Source organism: Sphingopyxis sp. JAI128, from assembly GCF_014207235.1.
In the GTDB taxonomy this organism is placed as follows: domain Bacteria; phylum Pseudomonadota; class Alphaproteobacteria; order Sphingomonadales; family Sphingomonadaceae; genus Sphingopyxis.
Window position 1 is genome coordinate 633,107 of record NZ_JACHDA010000001.1, and the last position, 19,308, is coordinate 652,414.

Consider the following 19,308-nt stretch of genomic DNA (forward strand, 5'->3'; position numbering starts at 1 on the left):
AAAGGGGCGGTCCGGCGACGGGCCGCCCCTTTTTGCTTCAGTGCGGCAGAAAGGCCGATATCTTGCGGAGCATGTCGGCGCGCGCCTCGCCCTCCTCCAGCGAATGGGCGAGTTCGGGATATTCGATCAGTTCGACACGCTTCCCCTTGTCCTCCAGCGCGCGGCGCATCGTGCGCGACTGGGCGACATCGACATTCTGGTCGTATGTGCCGTGGAACATCAGCACGGGCGCCTGGATCGCATCGGCATTTTGCGCGGGCGATCCTTCCCGGATATGCGGACCCGCACCGATGAATTTGGCATTGATCCGCCCGGCTCCCTCGCGCGACGCTTCGTCCTTCAACTGCGCAAGGTCGGTGACGGGGGCAATGGCGACGAGAGCTTTGAACAGGCCGGGCGCCAGGACGCCCGATTGCAGCGCGGCATAGCCGCCATAGGACCAGCCGACGATCGACAATCTGGCCGGGTCGACGCCCTGTCCCGACACCAGCCAGCGCCCGCCATCGACGATATCGCCGACCGCGGCTTTCCACGACTGAAAACCGTTATTCTGGTACCATTTGTCGCCGTATCCCGACGATCCGCGGTAATTGGGCTGCAGCACGGCATGGCCGCTTTGCGCGAAATATTGCGCCAGCCAGTCGAAGCCCCATTCGTCGCGTGCCGACGGACCTCCATGCGGCATCACGATGGCGGGCAGTCCTTTCGCATCCTCGCGGCCCGGCGGCAGCGTCAAATATCCCGGCACCATCGTACCGTCGGCAGCAGGATAGGTGATCGGCTTTACAGGCGACAAAGTCGTTTCCGCGAGCTGGACGCGCGCGGACAACAGCGGACGCAATTCCTTCGCTTTGGGCGTGTAAAGATAGTAGGTGCCGGGATCGGCATCGGATTCTGCGCGGATCAGGTAACGACCCTCGTCCGCCGAGGCGTCGACAATGGCAACCTGCTTGCCGCCGAGCGCCTTCGACAGGGCGCCGGTCATCCGTGCCAGCGGTGCATCGGTCATCACCGCCTCGCGCTGGTCGGTGGCATAGGAGACGCCGACGATGCGGCCGTTCCGGCCGATACGTATGATATCGTCGACATCGACCTCGGGATGCGAAAAGATGGTGGTTTTCGTCCCGCTCCCGTCGAGCGCCATCGCGACGACCGCCTTGCGACCGTCTATCTTTTGGAACCCGTAAACGCGGTTCGTCGCTGCATCGATCGCCGCCGGCTCGAAGCCATCCTCGTTGACGATATCGGTTTGCGCGAGCGGCTGCCACGATCCGCCATCCTTGGCACGGAAAAAGAAACGGATCACCGGATCGAGCTGCCCTGTACTACTCAAAAAGCTCTGCGTCGCCATGATCCGCACATTGCCATGGCCGTCGGACAGGTACGCGATCGCGTTGCGGTTGGGCGCTTCAACGCGGCGGGCGGTCGCTTTCACCGTATCGACACGATCAACGCCCAACCCTTCCCCGCTTTCGGCAATGCGCGTATTCATCGCATTTTCGGGGACATAGCTTCGCGTCATCAACAGCGAGCCATTGTCGGTCGATGACCAGTCGATGACGCTGCCGCCACGCAAATCGGCGTAAAGCGACCGGTGACTGCGACCTTTGCTAAGCAGGCGGACATTCCCCCCAGCGGCGTCGAGCGCGACGATATTGGTCGCTCTCATGACCTCCCCTGCGACCTCGGCGCGGACAAAGGTTTGGCAGGCAAGACGTTCGTTGGTCACCCAGCCGCACCAGCTGAGATTGCCGCCATCGCCCCCGTCGCTCGTCAGGATACTGCGCGGAGTGGCACCTTCGACGGTATCGACGACATAGAGGTTCCGGGTCCGCCTTGCCCCTTGCCCGACGAACGCCAGATGATTGCCATCGGGCGACAGGCTGACGTCCAAAATCGATTCCAGGGAGCCGAAACGCGCAGCATTGTCGACGTCTTGCGCGCCGACCGGCGCATTTACCGATAAGGCCACCGCAAAGGCCGCGATCGAAAAGCCGCGCCCCACCCATTTCGTCCAAATCATTAGAATCCCCCGTTGGTTTCGGGCGACAGACTGGCAAAAAGCGGAAGATTATCAAGCATTTTTCGGACGCTATCGACGGCATTTGGGCGGACCGATCCAATCGTCACCCGCCTTGCATCGGGGCGCCGCGGCTGGCACAAGCCCACAATCGAATACGAAAAACCGAGGAATTTTCATGCTTCGTTTCCCCCGATCGACCGCAGCCTTTGCGGTTCTCCTGACCGTTGCCGCGTGCAATGCTTCCGACAAGACGGCGACGTCCGCCGTCGCCATCCCCGACGTCGAAATCCCCGAGCTGTCGCTCTCGACGCTTCAGGACGTGACCAAGGAATTGTCGTCGGACGCCTATGAAGGCCGCGCCCCCGGCACTGCGGGCGAGGAAAAGACAGTCGCCTATATCATCAAGAAATATGAGGAAGCGGGGCTGAAGCCCGGAAACAACGGCAAGTGGACGCAGGACGTCCCGCTGGTCGAGATCACCGCGAAAAACGCGACACCCCTCACTTTCACCGGCGGCAAGACGCCAGTCACCGCGCAATATGCGAAGGACTATGTCGCGTTCAGCTGGCGCGTCCAGCCGAAGACCGAAGTGAAGGACAGCGACGTCGTCTTCGTCGGTTACGGCATCAACGCTCCCGAAAAGGGCTGGAACGACTACGCCGGGCTCGATGTAAAGGGAAAGACCGTCGTCGTCCTCGTCAACGACCCCGACTGGCAGACCAAGGAAGCCAAGGGCGAATTCAACGGTCGCGCGATGACCTATTACGGCCGCTGGTCATACAAATATGAGGAAGCCGCGCGGCAGGGTGCCGCCGCGGTGCTCATCGTCCACGACACCGAACCCGCGGCCTATGGCTGGAACGTGGTCGAGAGCAGCAACACCGGCACGCAATATCTGGCCGAAAGCAAGGACGGCGGCGCCAAGGAAACCGTCGCCAACGGTTGGATCCAGCTTGCCAAGGCGAAGGAACTTTTCGCGAGCGCGGGGCAGGATTTTGACAAGCTGCGCGAAGACGCGATGAAAAAGGGTTTCAAGCCCGTCGCGCTGACGGGCGTGAAGGCGAATTTCGGCTTCGACAATGAAATCTCGAAGAAGATGTCGCGTAACGTGATCGGCGTGCTGCCGGGCGCGAAGCGTCCCGACGAATATGTCCTCTACACCGGCCACTGGGATCACCTCGGGCGCTGCACGCCCGTCGGCGGCGACGACATCTGCAACGGCGCGGTCGATAATGCGAGCGGCATCGCCGGCCTCGTGACGCTGGCACAGGCGTTCCAGAAAGCCGGTGCGCCCGACCGCAGCATCGTATTCCTCGCCGTGACCGCCGAGGAATCGGGGCTGCTCGGCTCGAAATATTATGCCGAAAACCCGGTCTTCCCACTCGCGCAGACGGTTGGCGGCGTGAACATGGACGCCCTCAACGCCATCGGCCCGGCGAAGGACATCGTCGTCGTCGGCGGCGGCAAGTCCGAACTCGACGCCTATGTCGAAAAGCTCGCCAAGATGGAGGGCCGCACGATCAAGGCCGAACCGACCCCCGAAAAGGGCTTCTACTACCGCTCGGACCACTTCAGCTTCGCCAAGCTCGGCGTACCGATGTTCAACTTCGGCAGCGGCGACGATCTGGTCGAGGGCGGGGTCGAGGCCGGCAAGAAGGCAGCGGAAGACTATGAAAAGAACCGCTACCACGCGCCGGGCGACGAATATGAGGCGATCACCAACTGGAACGGCATGATGTCGGACCTGCGCCTCTATTACGCCGCGGGCCGCATGCTGGCGATGACCGACGCCTGGCCGAACTGGGTCGAGGGCGACGAATTCCGTGCCGCCCGCGACAAGTCGCGCGCCGGGAAGTAATGACGACAATCGCTCCTCCGCAATTGCGGGGAGCATCGTGTTCCGGCAATCCGGAATGGCAGTGGCCATTCTGGATTGCTGCGTTTTGGACGAGATGATCGATGTCACGGGCATCGACGCAAGGGACTATCACGCGATGACCCACCGCATGCCCGCCGAATGGGCGCCCCATGATGCCGTCTGGATCGGCTTTCCGCACATGGCGGAGGAATGGTCGAGCCAAATCGATGCGGCGCGGCGCGATGTCGCGACCTTTGCCAATGCCGTCCACGACGGCGGACGTGGCGAGACCGTGCATCTGCTCGTGCGCGACCATGAGAATGCCGACATTGCCGAGGCGCTCGTCGATGAGGGGGTGCAGTTGTTCGTCGCCCCCTTCGGCGATATCTGGCTGCGCGACACGGGGCCGATCATCGTTGGCACGGGCGCCCAGCGCGAGGCGCGCAACTTCGACTTCAACTGGTGGGGTAACAAGTTCGTGATGCCCGGCGACCGTGAGGTCGGGGCGATCTTGGCCGCGCAAGCGAACCTGCCAACGCAGCACCTCGACTGGGTGCTCGAAGGCGGCGGAATCGACGTCGACGGCACCGGCCTTTGCGTCACGACCGAGGAATGTCTGCTTAACAGCAACCGCAACCCGACGCTGACGGGGGAGGATATCGCGGTGCGCCTGCACCAATCGCTCGGCATCGACCGCATATTGTGGCTCGGCAACGGGCTCGTGGGGGACCATACCGACGGCCATGTGGACAATCTCGCGCGCTTCGTCGGCGAAGGCCGGCTGGCGCTGCCCGTCGCGGCGGGCGATGACGATCCCAACGCGCATATCTATGCCGACGCGCGGGCACGGACGGCGGCGTTCGGCGATGTCGAGATCGTCGATCTGCCCTCGCCCGGCCGCGTGGAGATCGGCGGCGAGATCGCGGCGGCGAGCTATATGAACTTCTACATCGGTAATACGACGGTCGTCGTGCCGACCTATGGCGTCGCGAACGATCAAGCCGCGGTCGATGCCCTCGCTGCACTGTTCCCCGATCGCCGCGCGCTTGGCGTTCCCGCGCAGGGGATCATCGTCGGCGGCGGAAGCTTCCACTGTTCGAGCCAGCAGCTTCCGGCCTAGCATCGGGCGCGAAGCCCCCTATATTCCGCGTCGATTCTCGCGCCATCACGGACGAAACATGACCCGCACCATCACCGTCGCCGCGCTGCAGCTTCCCCTGCCCGGCCCCGTCGAACCCAATATCGAGGCCGTCTCCGCGCTCGTCGAGCAGGCCGCGGCCCAAGGCGCGCAGATCATTTTGCCGCCGGAACTCTTCGAAGGTCCCTATTTCTGTCAGGTGGAGGATGAGGCGCTGTTCGCATCCGCCCGCCCGACCGCCGAGCATCCGAGCGTCACGGCGATGCAGGCGCTGGCCGCAAAGCTGAAGGTCGCAATCCCGACCAGCTTTTTCGAAAAGGACGGGCCGCATTATTACAACACGCTCGCGATGATCGGCCCCGATGGCGGCATCATGGGCATTTATCGCAAGAGCCACATCCCCGACGGGCCGGGATATGAGGAAAAATATTATTTCCGCCCCGGCAACACCGGCTTCAAGATCTGGGATGTTTTCGGCGCGCGGATCGGCGTCGGGGTATGCTGGGACCAATGGTATCCCGAATGCGCGCGCGCGATGGCGCTGATGGGCGCCGAACTGCTTTTCTACCCGACCGCCATCGGCAGCGAGCCCTATGACGCCGATCTCGATACCAGTCGCATGTGGCGCCGCGCGATGCACGGCCATGCGGTGTCGAACTGCATGCCGGTGATCGCCGCCAACCGCATCGGCAGCGAGGGCGACGCCAGTTTTTATGGCCACAGTTTCATCACCGACGAATGGGGCGACATGACGCAGGCCTTCGGCGCAAGCGAAACCGGCGTGTTGGTCGAAACGATCGATCTTGACCGCGCCGCAAAGCATCGCGCCGGCATGGGTTTCTTTCGCGACCGCCGACCGCAGCTCTACGGGCGGCTCGTCGAGGACATCTGACAAGAGACTGGGGGCAAGCGATGGAACTACCCGACGACATCTTCACCGAGCCGGAGGACGTCGATCCCGAAACGCTGGCCAACCTCGGGCCGCTACGCCGGCTGGCGGGCATGTGGGAGGGCGAGCGCGGCGTCGACGTCAATCCCAAGGCCGACGGCCCCGAAACGCGCAAATATTGCGAGCGGATCGAGATGCAGCCGATCGATCCGCAGGCAAACGGCCCGCAACTCTTCTACGGCTTGCGCTACCATGTCCACATCAACACGCGCGAAGAAGATATCACCTTCCACGACCAGGTCGGCTACTGGCTTTATGAAGCAACGACCGGCCTGATCCTGCAGACGCTAGCGATCCCACGCGGACAGATCGCGATCGCGGCCGGCCATGCCGCACCCGACGCGAAACGGCTCGTCGTGAAAGCGGAGCGCGGCCAAACCGAATATGGCATCTGCTCGACGACGTTCCTCGACCTCGCCTTCCGTACCGACAGCTATGAATTCGCGGTCGATTTCCACGACGATGGATCGTGGAGCTACGTCTCGGACACGATGCTGATGGTGAAGGGCCGCGACGAATTGTTCCGGCACCGCGATCACAACCGGCTGACCAAGGTTGCCGAGCCCGACCTCAACCCTTGGGCAAAGATCGTCCGCGGCGCCGCCTGAGCCTCAGCTTTCGAAGCGGTGGATACTCTCGAGGTCGGTGCGATCGAGCGGCTGGGTGAGCCAGAGCCCGCCGCGCCCGGCGCGCGACCAGCGCACGATGGCGCGGCGCTTGACTCCGCCCGCCAGGATCAGGTCCAGCTCCTTGCCGACCTCCAGATGGCCGTCATGGATGAAACCGGCGCCATTTTGCGACAGGTCGACGAGTTCGATCTCGCTTGGTCCGTCGTCGGTCACCGCCTGCGCGCGCGTATGCACGGGCAGACGCGGCTGGCGGTATCCGGTGGCGCGCTGCTCGGCCGCCAGCTGCTTGAGCACGCCAGCAACATCGACTTCCTTGTCGAATGAGACGCCGCAACGCCCCGCATCGGACCAGACCACTTCGCCGCGAATGACGACCGTGTCGGAAAGCGCGATTTCGAGTTTTTCGCCGACCGCAATCGGTACGTCGGCGGCAAGCATCATGCCGCGGTCGGAAATATTGCGAACGCGCCACAAGCCAGCATCGCCGTTGCGCACAACCTTGGCGATGCGCCACACCGTACGATAGCGATCGCCGCCGCGGCGATCGCCCGCTGCAGCGGCGGCGTGCTCCTCTGCCGGATCGGAGAAGAGACGTTGATTCATGGCCATCACCTTATCCAAACAGCGTCAGATGAAAACAGTAAGATCCTATCAATACTGCAAAATACTCAAAATGCGCAAAATGATAATATCTGGATTTTAATTGTTATTCAATTGCATTGATAATCATAGTTAACGAAAATTCGATATGCCCGCTTCACGCCGGGCCACCGATCGCCTTGCCGACTGAATAATTCCGCATTTTTCATAATTTACGGTGCGCAAGCGCCCGGATTAAGTGCCAATGTGGAAACAATCGCAGCCAAGCAGGTCGGCGCGCGGGCGAGCCGCGCATCGCATCGATCGAAAGGAAATGGTGCCCCTGGCCGGAAACGTCCGGCTAAGTCTTTCAATAGTTTGGCGCCTACTGCCGTAATCTTTGGCGGGGCGGCGCTTTCAATTCGGGCCGCAACGAGACTGGCATCTCGCGCGGCCCTGACCAACGATGAGGTGACATCGCATGGCTAACGGATATGATAGCTTCGCCCGCGCACAATTGGAACGGGCAGAAAATTGGGATGAGGCAATCAAAGCGATGCCCGCCCTACACTTCCCCAAATCATGGGCTGTGACGATCATTCCGCCATTCTGCGGAGCGATGGCGCGCTTCCTTGTCGAGAAAGGCTCTGCGCGGGTTTCCGTCTATGCCGACTTCAATGAGGCGCTTGGCTATTACGGCGGACCGCATTGGGAGATTTATCCCGGCGTCAGCGGCGAAAACGAGCGGTTCGACATTTCGGACAGCGAAACCCTGCTTAGCGAAATTGGCAAGTCCCTACGCAAGCAATCGCGAAAGGCCCCAGCATGACCGACAACTCTACTGCCCGTGACGATACGGGGATGGGAGGCGTCCGCTTCGATTGCCCGTTCGATGTGCGTTTGGCGAGATGTCCGTATTTGGTCCTGCCAAAGCTGGCATTGCAGGCGATGCCGTTTGAATGGCGCGACCGCCTCGAGGCCATGCTTGCCGAGATGGATGCGACCGGCATGGAAACACCCGCCTATGTCGTTCTACGCGATGATGGGCCAGACGGCGAATACACCAAGGCCCACTGCGTCAATCGCGAGACAGGCTTCATTCGCATTCGCCGCGCTCCCGATGATCCGTGGGCGAATTACCGCCACAGTCGGGTCGAGGACATTTGCCCCGGCTTTAAGCGCCCACACGACCCGCTTCGTTGGTCGGACGCCAAGGAGCCAACCCCATGACCACCCCTAATCCAGACCCCCTCCCCGATACTGTGGGGGGAGGGTGGCTCCGGATGACTGGAGGCGTCACGCGCGCGGTTATTCTCGTCGGGCGCTATTCGATCAAGATCCCTCGCCTGCGCTACGGCTGGGCGAAGCTGCTCTATGGCTTGTTATCCAACATGACCGAGGCGCGTTTCACGCCGTTGGCTGACCAGTTTCGTCTTTGCCCTACCGTCTTTTCAATACCGGGCGGCTTCCTGAACATCCAGCGGAGATGTGCGCCTTTGACGGATGAAGAATGGGAGGCGACCAAGCTGAACAATAATGATGTTCATGGAACCGGCGAGTGGCAAGGCATGGAATGCGATTTCAAGCGCGACAATTTCGGGACGCTAGACGGGCGGGTTGTCCTGCTCGATTTTGGAGAGATAGGATGATTTTCCCGCTCTGGAAATTCTGGACCTACACTCCTTGGGGATGGCTGGCGGCGATCCTTTGGAACTTGTGCGAGTTGCTTGGTGTGCGGTGCCCCTGGGCGCATATCGTGTTCGGTTTAATCATCGGACGCAAAGGGCGCCTCTCTCCCCTCAACAATAAGGATGAAGAGAATGGGTGACGAGGAACGGCTATGCCCCGCCGACGCGTTGGCCAAGGACATCGGGCGCAAATGCTCTGATGATGTGGGGGCTGCGATCCGGCGCAACATGGCGTTGATGACCGACCAGCGGGGCGCGTTTCTGGTGGCGGCTTATGGCGCAGCAACGGCAATCGGGTCCGCGACCGGCGCGTTCTCCAACCTTGCCGACGACATTCCCACCCCAGACGAACGGATGATTGATGAAATGTGGCGCGACTTCCTGCGCCCGCTCGCGATCGGCCAGCTTCTTAACAATAAGGATGAAGATAATGGGTGATACGACAGATTTTAACTGGCTAGCGGAAGCTGGCGACCTTGAACCGAGGCGAGGCACTGTCGAGTTGCAGAATGCTTACGGTCCGAGACGGATGCCTTCTTCAATGGAAGATATTCGGGCGGCGCTTTTAGCGCAATATCCTGAGCGGCGTTTCAGCATCTTCAAGCACGGTCAGCGCATTTGGCTGGTTAGGCAGGATGACCCCCACCCCAACAAGGACAAATCCCATGACCAGTGAAGCGGAACAAGTGAGGCATACGCCTTGGGGCCTATGGCGCTCGATCGATGAGCATTTCCCGCGCCATCACGCGTGCTGGATCGTCTGGGATGACGAACATGACCGGCCCGCCGTCGTTGAAAAACGCGACAACGCTGGCAAGTTCTTTGCGGGCGACTGGAAATATGAGGTCAAGGCGACGCTATATCTGCCTTTTGATCCCCCACCTCCCGCCGCCCTCTATCGCACAGGTGCAGCATGACCGCCGAACAAGTGAGGCATACGGTGGGGCGAATTGTCAACGCCGCCGATCCCGCGCGCGTCGCAGAGATTTATCGCGATCAGTATTATTCCGAGGATCATCAAGATGGTTGGGGGAATGTCGACAGCTTCGAGAGATTCCGGTCGATCTTGAACGCCTCGGTTGGCGTCGATGAAGGCGACGGGATGCGGGTCGTTCTCAAGCGAGTGGGGGGCGACAAGGACGATGGCCCATGGATTGATGTTTCCGGCAGGGACTCGGAAGGAACAAGCTGGGCAATCGAGTTTACGCCATGGGGACAGTGGAAACTCTTGCCCGTCCTATGCGAAGGTTTCGCGCCCTCAAATGACGAAATCGCCGCGCATCTCTACTACGAGATGACATGGTTCGGATGGCCGGAAAACACTGTCGCTAAACTGGATGATCTTACCGACGCGGTAGAGCGTATTTGTCGCGACATTGCTGCCCAAGAAGATACGCCATGACCGCCGAACAAGAGCGAGCGGCTGTGGTGCGGTGGCTGCGGGAACTGGCGGGACCGTTGCCGGAAGGGTCGATACCGCGCGGAGAGGTTTGGGTGCTCAATCGTGCCGCCGACGCAATCGAGCAAGGCCAGCACATCAAGGAGACCCCCAATGCAGACTGACCCGAAGCTGGAGATGGCGCGGGAAATCTGCGCTGCGACCTACACGAAGGCGGCGGGCCGTATTTGCAGTCACACCGAGCATATCGAGGCGAAATACCGGCAAGGGCATCTCGACGGCGAAATGGAAGTCCGCGCCGCCCTCGCGGCCATAGAAGAATGCACGGAGAGATCTGCGAATCTGGCGGACCGCTGGGCTGCTACTGATTTTGATGAAAGCTCGACGTGCATGGCGTATAACATCGCCCACGAATTACGTTCTGGCGACCACCTGAAAGGACCGAACGATGCCTGATACCAATGACGCTGTGAAGGATGACGAATGGACCGCTTCACCGGAGGCGCGGAAAGCGGCGGCTAGGGCGTTCCCTTGGTCTGACGAGATGCGGGCTAAGATATTGGCCGGTCATCTCGATTCCTGCGATGAGGTTCGGGCCTTTTCGCGCTTTGAAAAGAAAATCCGCCTCTCCATGCGTTTATCAATGCAGGCGGAGATAGAGAAACTGGATGCGGTGCTGACCGCGGCTTTTGGTAGTAGATACCGTGAGTGACGATCTGGCGATGCAGGTAGCTATAGCCCGCTTCAACTATAGCGCAAGCGAACTGCCTGAGGGGTGCGACATCATCGCAAGTGACCTTGACGAGTCTATCGCCAACGCCGTCCGCTCTTACCTGCTATCAGAGGAAAGGGTGGAGGCTGCGGGGCAAATAATCGGCGATATGCTAGACACGTACAACCCAGCATCGAAGTCTGGGAGCGACGCAATCGCCCGCGCCGCGCTTACTGCTGCTATGGGAGGTGAGGATGGACGCTGAGACTGTGGCGAAGGGGTTGAGCGAGCGCGAGTGCAGGTGGCTTTCCGCTGTCCAACATGACGTTGCTGACGATGCCGGGATGGTGGCGTGGCGGGCTGGTTACGACTCAGGCGGAGGCTTTGCTTTCTTTGCGCGAAGTCATCAGGATTTGATTGAGCGAAGACGGAATTATGCCGACACGAAATTCGTTTATATTCTCACCCCGCTCGGCCTAGCCGTTCGCGAAGTCCTGTTGCGCCAATGATCCGCCGAGGTGAACAGGTGGCCAAGATACTGGCGGTGATGCTTCTGGCGGGGTTGGTGGTGGCGGTGTTTAGGTGAGGCGGGATCGCGGGATCATGCACCCCATCCCTCTGCCAGCCAATGCGGGCAGCGAGCCGACGCCACGCTCGCGAGCGGTCTTATCCCGCCTGACTTACCCACCGCCGTAGCATGGGATTATCTGAGCGCCTGTTCGGCTGCGAGGTCCCCGTATCTGCTTGAGAGACGCCGAAGCGCTTTTTCCGATGGCCGCGCCTCATTCTGGTAGCATACCAGGACAGGGCAAGCAAGGCGGTAATGCTTGTATTTCTGCGGGTTTTGGAGGATAAAGAGGAATGGAACAGCAATACACGCTTCGCCTGATTTTAGACGCCCCGTATGGCGGAAAGTCCTACGAAGTGGCGCTGCCCGTCGATGCCTTCGACGTCTGGGACAAGTGGGAAGGCTTGACCCCGCCAAGCGACTTGGATTTCGTTATCGGGAATGTCGCGCTCGACCGGGTTGTGGACCGCATCCGCAAGCGCCAGTATCGCAAAGAGGATTTCGAACGTCTCTGCCAAATGCTAGGCCGCAAGCTTGGCGAGCGCATGGAGGACGAAGAGGGATGGCACGGTGTGAGTAGGCAGGAAGCCTATGAGCGTCTCCGCAGCGATGGTCATCGCGGCCATCCCCACCCAATATAAAGGACTAACGGATGGTCACCCTCACCCCTCCCTCTATATCCCCTGCCCTTTCATCGGCATGGCGTAATTGCGAGCGACGATGCCCGAAGGAAACGGCGTTACTGGTATCGGAGTTCACAGCCAAGATGCTTGATCTTGATAGGCGGAGCGAGGGGGCCGGGATTAACCGAACGCTCGACGCGCCGGGAAGGGAGTAAGCAGAATGGACGAATGGCGCCTTCTTTTGGCCGGAACGAAATACGGCTACAGCTACCCCGACGATTTCGACCGCAATCGGGAATATGAGTACCGTCGCGACGGGGGCGAGACGGCTACGTTCCGCATGGCCGACCAGTCGCCCTATTTCAACGTGGCGGGGTTGATGTGGCGCGAGATCAATCCGGCAGCGCGTCAGCCCAAGCCTTAGTCCCGACGACATCGGACAAGAAACGCTTGCGAACATATCGTGACTCTGGCATGAGGGCAAAATCATGTTCGACCGAACCCACCTCATAAGCTCATCCAGTCACTCGTTACGATATTGACGGGTGCTTTGTGCTGCTCGTCTTTGGCGGGTGGCGCTCGATGGTGGGCAACTAGTCTCGAAAACTAGGCTAACCGCAAGGTTAAGGGTTCGACTCCTTCACTCGCCGCCACATTCAGGAACGTGAACCCGATAGGATCGGGGTCCGCCTGCTAAGCGGCTCGTCCCTTCGGGGATTTGGTTCGACTCCAGCGCGTTCCGCCATCACCCCCATGTAGCCCAACTGGTAGAGGCGCTAGTCTTAGAAACTAGGCGATGGGAGTTCGAATCTCTCCATGGGGACCAAGGGAAGGGAAAGCCGGTGGCTCCGGCAAGCGGCCTGTAAAGCCGCTCTGGCGAAAGCCGGGAGTGGATCGAAACCACACCTTCCCACCAATGCGCGGGTAGCCCAATGGTAGAGGCAGCGGCTTCAAGTCCCGTACAGTGCGAGTTCGACCCTCGCCCCGCGCACCAACGCAGCGTAGCTCAATGGTAGAGCGGTGGGCTTATACCCCATGACGGCCAGATTAGCCGACGATCCGGGTTCGACCCCCGGCGCTGCGTCCATTCTCAATCCGGCATCGCGTCCGCCCACGCACGAACCCCGTTGACCTTCGCCGCGCAATCTCCGTATGCGGCCCGCATCGCCAACAGATACGCCAACACGATGCGATCCCGCTCGATCCCCGGATCGGGCAATTCTGGAGCCGCTGGTTCCGACTGACAGGTCATAAGCTCAACGGGGGGCTTGACCACCTTTACCGGCACTCTGTTTCCGCAGCTCGCCAATGCCGTCGCGCAAAGGGTCAGAGCTATCAAGGGCAGCATCCGCCGCGCGTTGGTTCGCATCGTCGATTCCTTTCTTCACCTCGCCAGCCTTCGCCGTCCCGGCAGCATCGGCCTTCGCATCGGCAGCCTCGATCCTTGCGGCAGCGGCCTCCCATCGGGCGCGCTCGTCATCCCTGCCGTTGCTGTAGGCGTGATTGTAGGCCCACCAGAGGGCTAGGAGCGCCAGCAGGGCCACAATCGCCCACGATGCGAGCTTTGCCGCCTTAGGCCCTAGGCCCGTCTCCATGAGCTTCATTGCGATAAGGGCTACCATTCGTCGTCCTTTCCGAAACCGACAGGATTGGGTGCGCGCCAGATGGAATTGCCATCGGCGTCCAGTAGGCCGGTGTCGGTGGCTACATGCTCGTCCACGGTAATGTCGGGGCAATGTCCGCCGCGTTCGTCGTCGAACAGATCATCTCCACACCACCCGTCCGCGCGCGGGCGTTTACTGAAATAGCGGGGCATTAGGAAACTCCTCGCATCTGCTCTACACTTCTTATGCCGTGAAGCGCCGCCGCAAAGCCAAGCACGATCAATCGCGTCCCGTCGTCCATCGGCTTGTCGATCCAGTCGCCAACGAACAGCGCCCATGCCGCCCCGACGACGCCGACCCAATCGAGCGTCGGGCGGGCAAGGCGGGCATATATCTGATACCAGGCCTTCGACCGGATCGGGCTGTCGGGGAGCAGGATCGACGCCGCGACGGGCCGAGTCGCCTTCGTTGTGCGGGCGGCGTTCACGACAGTCCTCCCGCGCGCAAGCCGCGCTCGAATATCTGGGCGTAATCCTCGATCAAGTCAGCCTTGTCGCGACCATTTATGATCGTGCGAGCATCCATATACTGCTTGCGGGTCGCTACCCCCTTCATCGGCAGGCAATCGGACAGCTTCACACCGGTAAACCACCCCTCGTCCATGCCACGGCGAAGGATGAAGGCGGAGATTGTGGGTTCCATCACCTTGTCTGGATTGGCGAGAATCTCTCCCTGTTCGGAGAGGCCGACGTCGGAGCAAGCCTTGTCGGCCTTCTTGTAGTTGAACTCCCACGTAAGTTGAACGTCACCGCGCCCGTACCAAGGCCAGTAGCGTAGATGCTTCTTACGCCATGCCTCGCTCAGCCAGTACGCTTCCCGCACCGGCTCCATCGTCTTGTTGCTCTCATGCCAAGGGGTGGCAAGCATATAGGCTTGGTGAGCCAGTGGCGCGCCTGAAGCGGCGTCAAGGATGCGCTCGATCCCGGCGACTTGGCTTTGCGAGAACGGACCTATGCGCGGACGGATCGACGAAAAGAATGCAGCCCTGTCCATGCTACCCCCTATTCAGGCGCCACGATAGGCGCGTAGAGCTGCCGACAGGTCGAAGCCGTCGCACAGAGGAAATTGAGCTGATTGGTCGCGGCGTTGTCGAACCGACTGCGGGCCTTCGCCGTCGCCCGTTGTTCGGCCACCTGCGCCTCCAGTATCGCGATCCGGTTGACCAGCGCCGCATTGTTGGAGGTGAACCAGCCATAGGCCATCGCCACGCCAAGGACGATGGTCAGCGCGTTCTCCCGAAGGAAAGCCAGCAGCCATTCACCGGTCGGTCTCCCGCTCGTCATTTGCCAACAGCCGACGAACGATGAAATAAAGGCCAGTGAAGGCCAAGACGAGCGCCAATGCGCTTTCCAGCATCGCCCGCCCCCCAGCAGAGCAGAATGAACCATGCCAACCAGCCCGCGCCGGTCAGCAATTGATAATATACTGTAATCGCAAGGGGATTGCTTGCAATAACATATCCGATGTGAGCGATAATCATGCCCACATAGACACGGCCGATATAGTGCTGCGCCGTGCCCTTCCGACGCGCCAGGACGACAAACGCAGTCGCCACGTCGATGACCACGAACGCTAGAACCGGATCGGTGTATATCGTCGAGACGAGCCGCCCCAATAGCCCCGACGCGAGCATCACCGCCCATGTCCTGAACCGGGTAGGTTCAAGGCACAGGGGCAACACCGCGATCATGGCTATCTGCCAAGCTGTCACGAATTAGGCTCCGTTGGTTTTGGCGTCGGCGTCGGCGTCGGTGTCGGTGCCGGTGTCGGGGTTGGCGGGGGTGCCGGATCGGGTGGCGTCATGTGTTCTCTCCTTCTACGCTGCCCACGACCGCTTCACGCGCAGCGTTGCCGTGCCCGAAGAAAGATCGAGGGGGTTGGTCCCGTTCGTGTTCGTGATGTACCAACTCACCGTGTTGGAGGCGCTGACATAGGCCTTGATCTCAGCGCCCGCGAGGTTCGCACTCCACGATGCGGTGACGACATCTCCCAAGGCCGCGCCCGTTACGGTTGTCGTCTGAATCGGCGTGGATGCCCCCGTAGCAAGGCTCGGCGGGTCGTAACTCGACGACACAGCGGACAGGTTGCCTTCCGTGATGTTGTTGTAGTTGTTCGTGATCGTGCCGCCCCCGGCAAGGAAGCTGTTCGGCCCAACCTCCATGCGATCAAGCGTGCTGCCGCTGTTCGCGACGCCATTTGTCCGCGTGACGTTGGCGGCTGCGACGTGCGTGTTGTTCGATATCCTCACCGCGCGGGGCGAGCAGCTTTGCAGCAGGATATCGTAAGTGACGACGGTTGCCGATGGACGTCCTTCGCGGAAGCCGAAGCGGTTGCCGTCGATGACACCCTGAACCGGACGGGCGCTGGCATTGCCCCCGATCTTGACATTATACTCGATATTCATGCCCGCCACATCGCCGAACAGATTGTCGCGGATCGAGAAGCTTGGACACTCGTTGTTCACCTCCACCGCGACTTCAATCGTCTGGTAGCTTTTCGTCGTGAAGGCCGTCACGGACGGGTGGAATATATTGGCGTTGATGACAATGCCCGTAGGCCGAAGCGCGTAAATGCCCTTGTGCGTTACATCGGTCATCGCATCGGCGCGAATCCAGTTGGCGATGAAGGCATCGTTGTTGGAGAACAGCGACTGGATCGTCGCATTGCCCGCATAATTGTTCTTGAACTTGCTCCCCTCGACCAAAAGGCCATGATTCTGGTAGGAGCAGAAGATGCCCGAACCAAGCGAGGTGGCCGTCGCGGGATAATTCGGATCGGGCGTGCCATCCCCCGCGTCGATCAACGTCGAGTTGAGGAACACCGTGTTTTCGCTCGACATGACCAGCGCGGCGAACTTGGTAATGCCGTCCACGCCGCAATTCTCGACCCGCGTATTCTCGCAGTCCTTGAAATAGAAACCATGTCCGCAATCCGAGATATACACGTCGCGGATGAGGTTTTGCAGGGCGTTGACGCCGATAACCGCACAAGCGGCGATAGAAGGCGCGCTCACCTGACTATCGCGCCTCCCCAAGCCGTTGAAGCCTGCGATCTCGAGCTGGTAGATCATCCCCTGCGAAGGAGATTTCGCCCCGCCAGCAACGTCGTTGTCAATCAGGTCGATGGCGTGCCCGTTGCCATCCACCCCGGTCAGGGTGTTGCCCCTCAGGCTCATCTGCCCGATATACCAGAAGGCGCAGCTCGCATCGGTCTTGAACGTGCTGTCACCGATGACTTCGGAGCGAATCGTGGTTTTGCGACGGCCCGCCCCGGCAACGGCAAGCCCACTCTTGAAAATCAGCGGCGCATCGACGTAGTAGGTGCCGGAAGGCATATAGCCGACGCCAGCCGTAAAAGCCGCATTCACACCAGCCGCGACAAGAGAGGGGTCTTGCGAGGCATAGTCATTGTCCCGGATGAAACCCCACTGTGACTCGTCGATGAAGTCCATCACCGAAGGACGGTCCTTGTTGACCTCATCCTGATTGCGCGCGACCGATCCCGCTTGCGGGGCCTGCCAGCCAACCATCCCAGCGCCAGCCGGCGAATTGAGAGCGGCAGACACGACGCGGGCGTCAAGATCGGCCTGAACATCGCTGGGACCAGCCGAACCAATCTGCGATGCAGCGGTCGGAGCCGCCAACGCGGAGTAGGAAACCCTTGTGAGAAGATCGGCGCCGAGATTGTAGACGTAATTGGCCGTGGGACTGAACCCCGGTTCAGCCGAAGTCACGACAAATGGGACATACCCCCCGTCGGGGATCGTCGCGCTGGTCACCATGTCGGAAATCTGAGTCCCTGTCATGTAACATCGCTCCAGAAGGCGGAAACCAGGTTGGAATAAGCAGTGAATGGAGTGCCTGGAGAGCTGTCGGTGACGAGGCAGCGGAAGGTGGCCACGTAGTACGCACTGATCCCAATGCTGGTTTGCCTGAAGCCAGTCGTTGCGCTGGTCGGCGATACCGCAGTGGGCGTCACGGGACCGTCGTATGTCACGACCTCCCAAGCATAGGAGTATGGCGGCGTTCCTCCAGACGGGGTGCAGGTTGTGCTGTCCGTGATCGCCGTCCCGGTTCCCATCGTCGTGCCTCCGACCGTCGATGGCGCCGCTACAGCGCTGAGCGGGGGGGCAATCGACCAGATGAGCCGGGGGACATTATTGCTGTCGCGAGCCCAAAGCTGCATCAAGTCCCGAGGCGTGTTCGTGCCGTCCCGAACCCGTAGAGCAGTGATCGTCCGCGGCGTGTTGGTGCCGTCCCTGATGGACAAAGGCATCAGTATTTCGCCCACACCTGACCGGGAAGGGTCGTTGGGTCAGGATCGGCGGCAGGGGTTATGAACCAGCCGCCGTTATTCATGGCGGCGGTTTCCCAATAATGATGGACACCTTTAGTGGAGCGAATGATATTCCCGGTAACGGTACCTCCCGCGAGCGGGAAAGCGCCCAGCGCCACGAGCGCATTGACCGCGCTCGTTGAAGCCGTGCCGCCCTTCGCGATCGGTAAAGGCTCGCTGCCCGCCAAAAAGGCGTTCAGGTCAGGATCGAACGACGGCGGGGTGTCGGGGACGTTGAAATTGTCTACCGTATTAAGGGGGTCGGCTGGCGACCCGCCCGGAGCGGTCAGGACATATTTGTAATCGCCGGGGGCGAGCCAGATTTCCGGGAAACGCCCATCTGCGTCCGCCAGAACGGGATTGGTGTTCGCAACGTTGAGCGCCGGGGTGGTATAAGTGTCAGTCGGCGTCGTCGTATTGGCGACGTACCAATAGAGCTTCGAACCGACCTCGATTTCGCTATCAAGGCCGATGATGCTGAATAGTCCGGTATCGAAAAGCAACGCCATGGCAATCCATCTCGTTTTACAACGGGACGAGGTTGCCTTTAGCGTCGTGCGCGACCCTCAATCGCGCGGGCAATTGCCGTGACGGGGGTGGTTTAGCACAAGGGCTAGGTGAACGCAATTATTGGTGCTATGTTAGGCGGATGAGAACGCAATTAGTCACAGCGTGCGCTCTGCTGGCTTCTGCCCCCGTAATGGGGCAAACCAGCACGACGACGTGCTCGCACCTCGGCAATTCGATCAACTGCCGCACCGTCCAGCAGCCGGTCTATTCTCCTCCCCCGCCGATCCAGCAAGTCGAGGTTATGGCCGCACTTCGCAATATGCCAAGGCCCGCGCCGCGCGAGCTTGTTGCCCCCCCTGCAAGGCACTTCGGAGAAGACGCTGGCGCCGAATTTATCCGCTTCCGCGAGGCGAACGAGTGGTATGACTTAGGCGGTCTGGCTGGCGCGACAGAAACGCAAAAACGAGCCCGAGCGATGGCGGACCGCACCGCGGACCGCATGGCAGGCGAGGGTCTGCAACGCAAGATTGCCCCAAGCGAGTTTTTCGCGCGCGTCGCGAATGAAGTCCGGGCAAAGTTTCCGGACCTGCAATAGGTGACCAAAATGGCGCGATGGTTCGCGGCGTTCGTTTT

At 60.7% G+C, this 19,308-nt stretch carries 29 protein-coding genes and 3 tRNA genes; 22 read left to right on the forward strand and 10 right to left on the reverse strand.

The annotated features are described in order from the left end of the window. Window positions 1-37: 37 nt before the first annotated feature. A complete protein-coding gene (locus HDC35_RS03065; RefSeq protein ID WP_184643500.1) occupies window positions 38-2,023 on the reverse strand; it encodes a S9 family peptidase in 1,986 nt (661 codons plus the stop codon). Window positions 2,024-2,198: 175 nt separating this feature from the next. Here HDC35_RS03065 and HDC35_RS03070 point away from each other — a divergent pair, with 175 nt between their 5' ends. The 4 genes from HDC35_RS03070 to HDC35_RS03085 all read left to right on the forward strand — a co-directional run bounded on the left by HDC35_RS03070 (window position 2,199) and on the right by HDC35_RS03085 (window position 6,576). Next, window positions 2,199-3,881: a M28 family metallopeptidase gene (locus HDC35_RS03070; RefSeq protein WP_184643502.1), complete on the forward strand. Its 1,683-nt coding sequence runs from the start codon at window positions 2,199-2,201 to the stop codon at window positions 3,879-3,881. A gap of 136 nt (window positions 3,882-4,017) precedes the next feature. Next, entirely contained in the window at window positions 4,018-5,001 is a 984-nt protein-coding gene (locus HDC35_RS03075) for an agmatine deiminase family protein (RefSeq protein WP_184643986.1), read from the forward strand. Between the two features lie 58 nt (window positions 5,002-5,059). Continuing rightward, entirely contained in the window at window positions 5,060-5,911 is an 852-nt protein-coding gene (gene aguB / locus HDC35_RS03080; protein ID WP_184643504.1) for an N-carbamoylputrescine amidase, read from the forward strand. Between the two features lie 20 nt (window positions 5,912-5,931). Beyond that, window positions 5,932-6,576 carry an FABP family protein gene (locus HDC35_RS03085; RefSeq protein WP_184643506.1) on the forward strand — a complete coding sequence of 215 codons (645 nt, stop codon included), beginning with the start codon at window positions 5,932-5,934 and terminating at the stop codon, window positions 6,574-6,576. A gap of 3 nt (window positions 6,577-6,579) precedes the next feature. Here the strand turns inward: HDC35_RS03085 and HDC35_RS03090 are convergent, their stop codons facing one another. Further along, entirely contained in the window at window positions 6,580-7,200 is a 621-nt protein-coding gene (locus tag HDC35_RS03090) for a PilZ domain-containing protein (RefSeq protein WP_184643508.1), read from the reverse strand. 457 nt (window positions 7,201-7,657) lie between these two features. Between HDC35_RS03090 and HDC35_RS03095 the strand changes: the two genes are divergently transcribed. The 17 genes from HDC35_RS03095 to HDC35_RS03170 all read left to right on the forward strand — a co-directional run bounded on the left by HDC35_RS03095 (window position 7,658) and on the right by HDC35_RS03170 (window position 13,253). Continuing rightward, window positions 7,658-8,005 (forward strand): hypothetical protein, encoded by a 348-nt coding sequence (locus tag HDC35_RS03095; RefSeq protein WP_184643509.1) that lies wholly within the window; start codon window positions 7,658-7,660, stop codon window positions 8,003-8,005. Then, window positions 8,002-8,406 (forward strand): hypothetical protein, encoded by a 405-nt coding sequence (locus HDC35_RS03100; RefSeq protein WP_184643511.1) that lies wholly within the window; start codon window positions 8,002-8,004, stop codon window positions 8,404-8,406. Before HDC35_RS03095 ends, HDC35_RS03100 begins: the two co-directional genes overlap by 4 nt. Then, window positions 8,403-8,825 (forward strand): hypothetical protein, encoded by a 423-nt coding sequence (locus tag HDC35_RS03105; protein WP_184643513.1) that lies wholly within the window; start codon window positions 8,403-8,405, stop codon window positions 8,823-8,825. Before HDC35_RS03100 ends, HDC35_RS03105 begins: the two co-directional genes overlap by 4 nt. Then, window positions 8,822-9,004, forward strand: a complete 183-nt coding sequence (locus HDC35_RS03110; RefSeq protein ID WP_184643515.1) for a hypothetical protein — start codon at window positions 8,822-8,824, stop codon at window positions 9,002-9,004. Before HDC35_RS03105 ends, HDC35_RS03110 begins: the two co-directional genes overlap by 4 nt. Continuing rightward, on the forward strand, window positions 8,997-9,302 hold the full coding sequence (locus tag HDC35_RS03115; RefSeq protein WP_184643516.1) for a hypothetical protein: 306 nt from the start codon (window positions 8,997-8,999) through the stop codon (window positions 9,300-9,302). The genes HDC35_RS03110 and HDC35_RS03115 overlap by 8 nt, the downstream gene beginning before the upstream one ends. Then, window positions 9,295-9,540 (forward strand): hypothetical protein, encoded by a 246-nt coding sequence (locus HDC35_RS03120; RefSeq protein ID WP_184643518.1) that lies wholly within the window; start codon window positions 9,295-9,297, stop codon window positions 9,538-9,540. Before HDC35_RS03115 ends, HDC35_RS03120 begins: the two co-directional genes overlap by 8 nt. Further along, complete coding sequence (locus HDC35_RS03125; RefSeq protein ID WP_184643520.1) at window positions 9,530-9,781, forward strand: hypothetical protein; 252 nt, start codon at window positions 9,530-9,532, stop codon at window positions 9,779-9,781. Before HDC35_RS03120 ends, HDC35_RS03125 begins: the two co-directional genes overlap by 11 nt. Further along, window positions 9,778-10,266 (forward strand): DUF6557 family protein, encoded by a 489-nt coding sequence (locus tag HDC35_RS03130; RefSeq protein ID WP_184643522.1) that lies wholly within the window; start codon window positions 9,778-9,780, stop codon window positions 10,264-10,266. The genes HDC35_RS03125 and HDC35_RS03130 overlap by 4 nt, the downstream gene beginning before the upstream one ends. Then, the gene (locus tag HDC35_RS03135) at window positions 10,263-10,427 is read left to right on the forward strand and encodes a hypothetical protein (RefSeq protein ID WP_184643524.1); all 165 of its coding nucleotides are present in this window, start codon (window positions 10,263-10,265) and stop codon (window positions 10,425-10,427) included. Before HDC35_RS03130 ends, HDC35_RS03135 begins: the two co-directional genes overlap by 4 nt. Further along, window positions 10,417-10,719, forward strand: coding sequence for a hypothetical protein (locus HDC35_RS03140; RefSeq protein WP_184643526.1), 303 nt, complete (start codon window positions 10,417-10,419; stop codon window positions 10,717-10,719). The genes HDC35_RS03135 and HDC35_RS03140 overlap by 11 nt, the downstream gene beginning before the upstream one ends. Then, window positions 10,712-10,975 (forward strand): hypothetical protein, encoded by a 264-nt coding sequence (locus HDC35_RS03145; protein WP_184643528.1) that lies wholly within the window; start codon window positions 10,712-10,714, stop codon window positions 10,973-10,975. Before HDC35_RS03140 ends, HDC35_RS03145 begins: the two co-directional genes overlap by 8 nt. After that, window positions 10,968-11,240, forward strand: a complete 273-nt coding sequence (locus tag HDC35_RS19490; protein WP_221438071.1) for a hypothetical protein — start codon at window positions 10,968-10,970, stop codon at window positions 11,238-11,240. The genes HDC35_RS03145 and HDC35_RS19490 overlap by 8 nt, the downstream gene beginning before the upstream one ends. A 596-nt stretch (window positions 11,241-11,836) precedes the next feature. Next, window positions 11,837-12,184: a hypothetical protein gene (locus tag HDC35_RS03150; protein ID WP_184643530.1), complete on the forward strand. Its 348-nt coding sequence runs from the start codon at window positions 11,837-11,839 to the stop codon at window positions 12,182-12,184. A gap of 202 nt (window positions 12,185-12,386) precedes the next feature. Continuing rightward, window positions 12,387-12,590 carry a hypothetical protein gene (locus HDC35_RS03155; protein ID WP_184643532.1) on the forward strand — a complete coding sequence of 68 codons (204 nt, stop codon included), beginning with the start codon at window positions 12,387-12,389 and terminating at the stop codon, window positions 12,588-12,590. A 325-nt stretch (window positions 12,591-12,915) separates the two neighbouring features. After that, window positions 12,916-12,992, forward strand: a tRNA-Leu gene (locus tag HDC35_RS03160). 92 nt (window positions 12,993-13,084) lie between these two features. Then, window positions 13,085-13,160, forward strand: a tRNA-Leu gene (locus tag HDC35_RS03165). A 1-nt stretch (window position 13,161) separates the two neighbouring features. After that, a tRNA-Ile gene (locus HDC35_RS03170) sits at window positions 13,162-13,253 on the forward strand. 169 nt (window positions 13,254-13,422) lie between these two features. Here HDC35_RS03170 and HDC35_RS03175 read toward each other — a convergent pair. The 8 genes from HDC35_RS03175 to HDC35_RS03210 form a co-directional block, all read right to left on the reverse strand. Beyond that, the gene (locus HDC35_RS03175; protein WP_184643534.1) at window positions 13,423-13,788 is read right to left on the reverse strand and encodes a hypothetical protein; all 366 of its coding nucleotides are present in this window, start codon (window positions 13,786-13,788) and stop codon (window positions 13,423-13,425) included. Continuing rightward, window positions 13,782-13,982: a hypothetical protein gene (locus tag HDC35_RS03180; protein WP_184643536.1), complete on the reverse strand. Its 201-nt coding sequence runs from the start codon at window positions 13,980-13,982 to the stop codon at window positions 13,782-13,784. The genes HDC35_RS03175 and HDC35_RS03180 overlap by 7 nt, the downstream gene beginning before the upstream one ends. Then, window positions 13,982-14,257, reverse strand: coding sequence for a hypothetical protein (locus HDC35_RS03185; RefSeq protein ID WP_184643538.1), 276 nt, complete (start codon window positions 14,255-14,257; stop codon window positions 13,982-13,984). Before HDC35_RS03185 ends, HDC35_RS03180 begins: the two co-directional genes overlap by 1 nt. Continuing rightward, complete coding sequence (locus tag HDC35_RS03190) at window positions 14,254-14,823, reverse strand: carboxypeptidase (RefSeq protein WP_184643540.1); 570 nt, start codon at window positions 14,821-14,823, stop codon at window positions 14,254-14,256. The genes HDC35_RS03185 and HDC35_RS03190 overlap by 4 nt, the downstream gene beginning before the upstream one ends. Before the next feature lie 8 nt (window positions 14,824-14,831). After that, on the reverse strand, window positions 14,832-15,113 hold the full coding sequence (locus HDC35_RS03195) for a hypothetical protein (RefSeq protein WP_184643543.1): 282 nt from the start codon (window positions 15,111-15,113) through the stop codon (window positions 14,832-14,834). Further along, window positions 15,110-15,520 carry a hypothetical protein gene (locus HDC35_RS03200; protein ID WP_184643545.1) on the reverse strand — a complete coding sequence of 137 codons (411 nt, stop codon included), beginning with the start codon at window positions 15,518-15,520 and terminating at the stop codon, window positions 15,110-15,112. The genes HDC35_RS03195 and HDC35_RS03200 overlap by 4 nt, the downstream gene beginning before the upstream one ends. Window positions 15,521-15,646: 126 nt before the next feature. Beyond that, window positions 15,647-17,611: a right-handed parallel beta-helix repeat-containing protein gene (locus HDC35_RS03205; protein ID WP_184643547.1), complete on the reverse strand. Its 1,965-nt coding sequence runs from the start codon at window positions 17,609-17,611 to the stop codon at window positions 15,647-15,649. 493 nt (window positions 17,612-18,104) lie between these two features. Further along, window positions 18,105-18,674, reverse strand: a complete 570-nt coding sequence (locus tag HDC35_RS03210; RefSeq protein WP_184643549.1) for a hypothetical protein — start codon at window positions 18,672-18,674, stop codon at window positions 18,105-18,107. Between the two features lie 191 nt (window positions 18,675-18,865). On the opposite strand from HDC35_RS03210, the gene HDC35_RS03215 reads away from it, so the two are divergent. Continuing rightward, a complete protein-coding gene (locus HDC35_RS03215) occupies window positions 18,866-19,270 on the forward strand; it encodes a hypothetical protein (protein WP_184643551.1) in 405 nt (134 codons plus the stop codon). The last annotated feature ends 38 nt before the right edge of the window (window positions 19,271-19,308 follow it).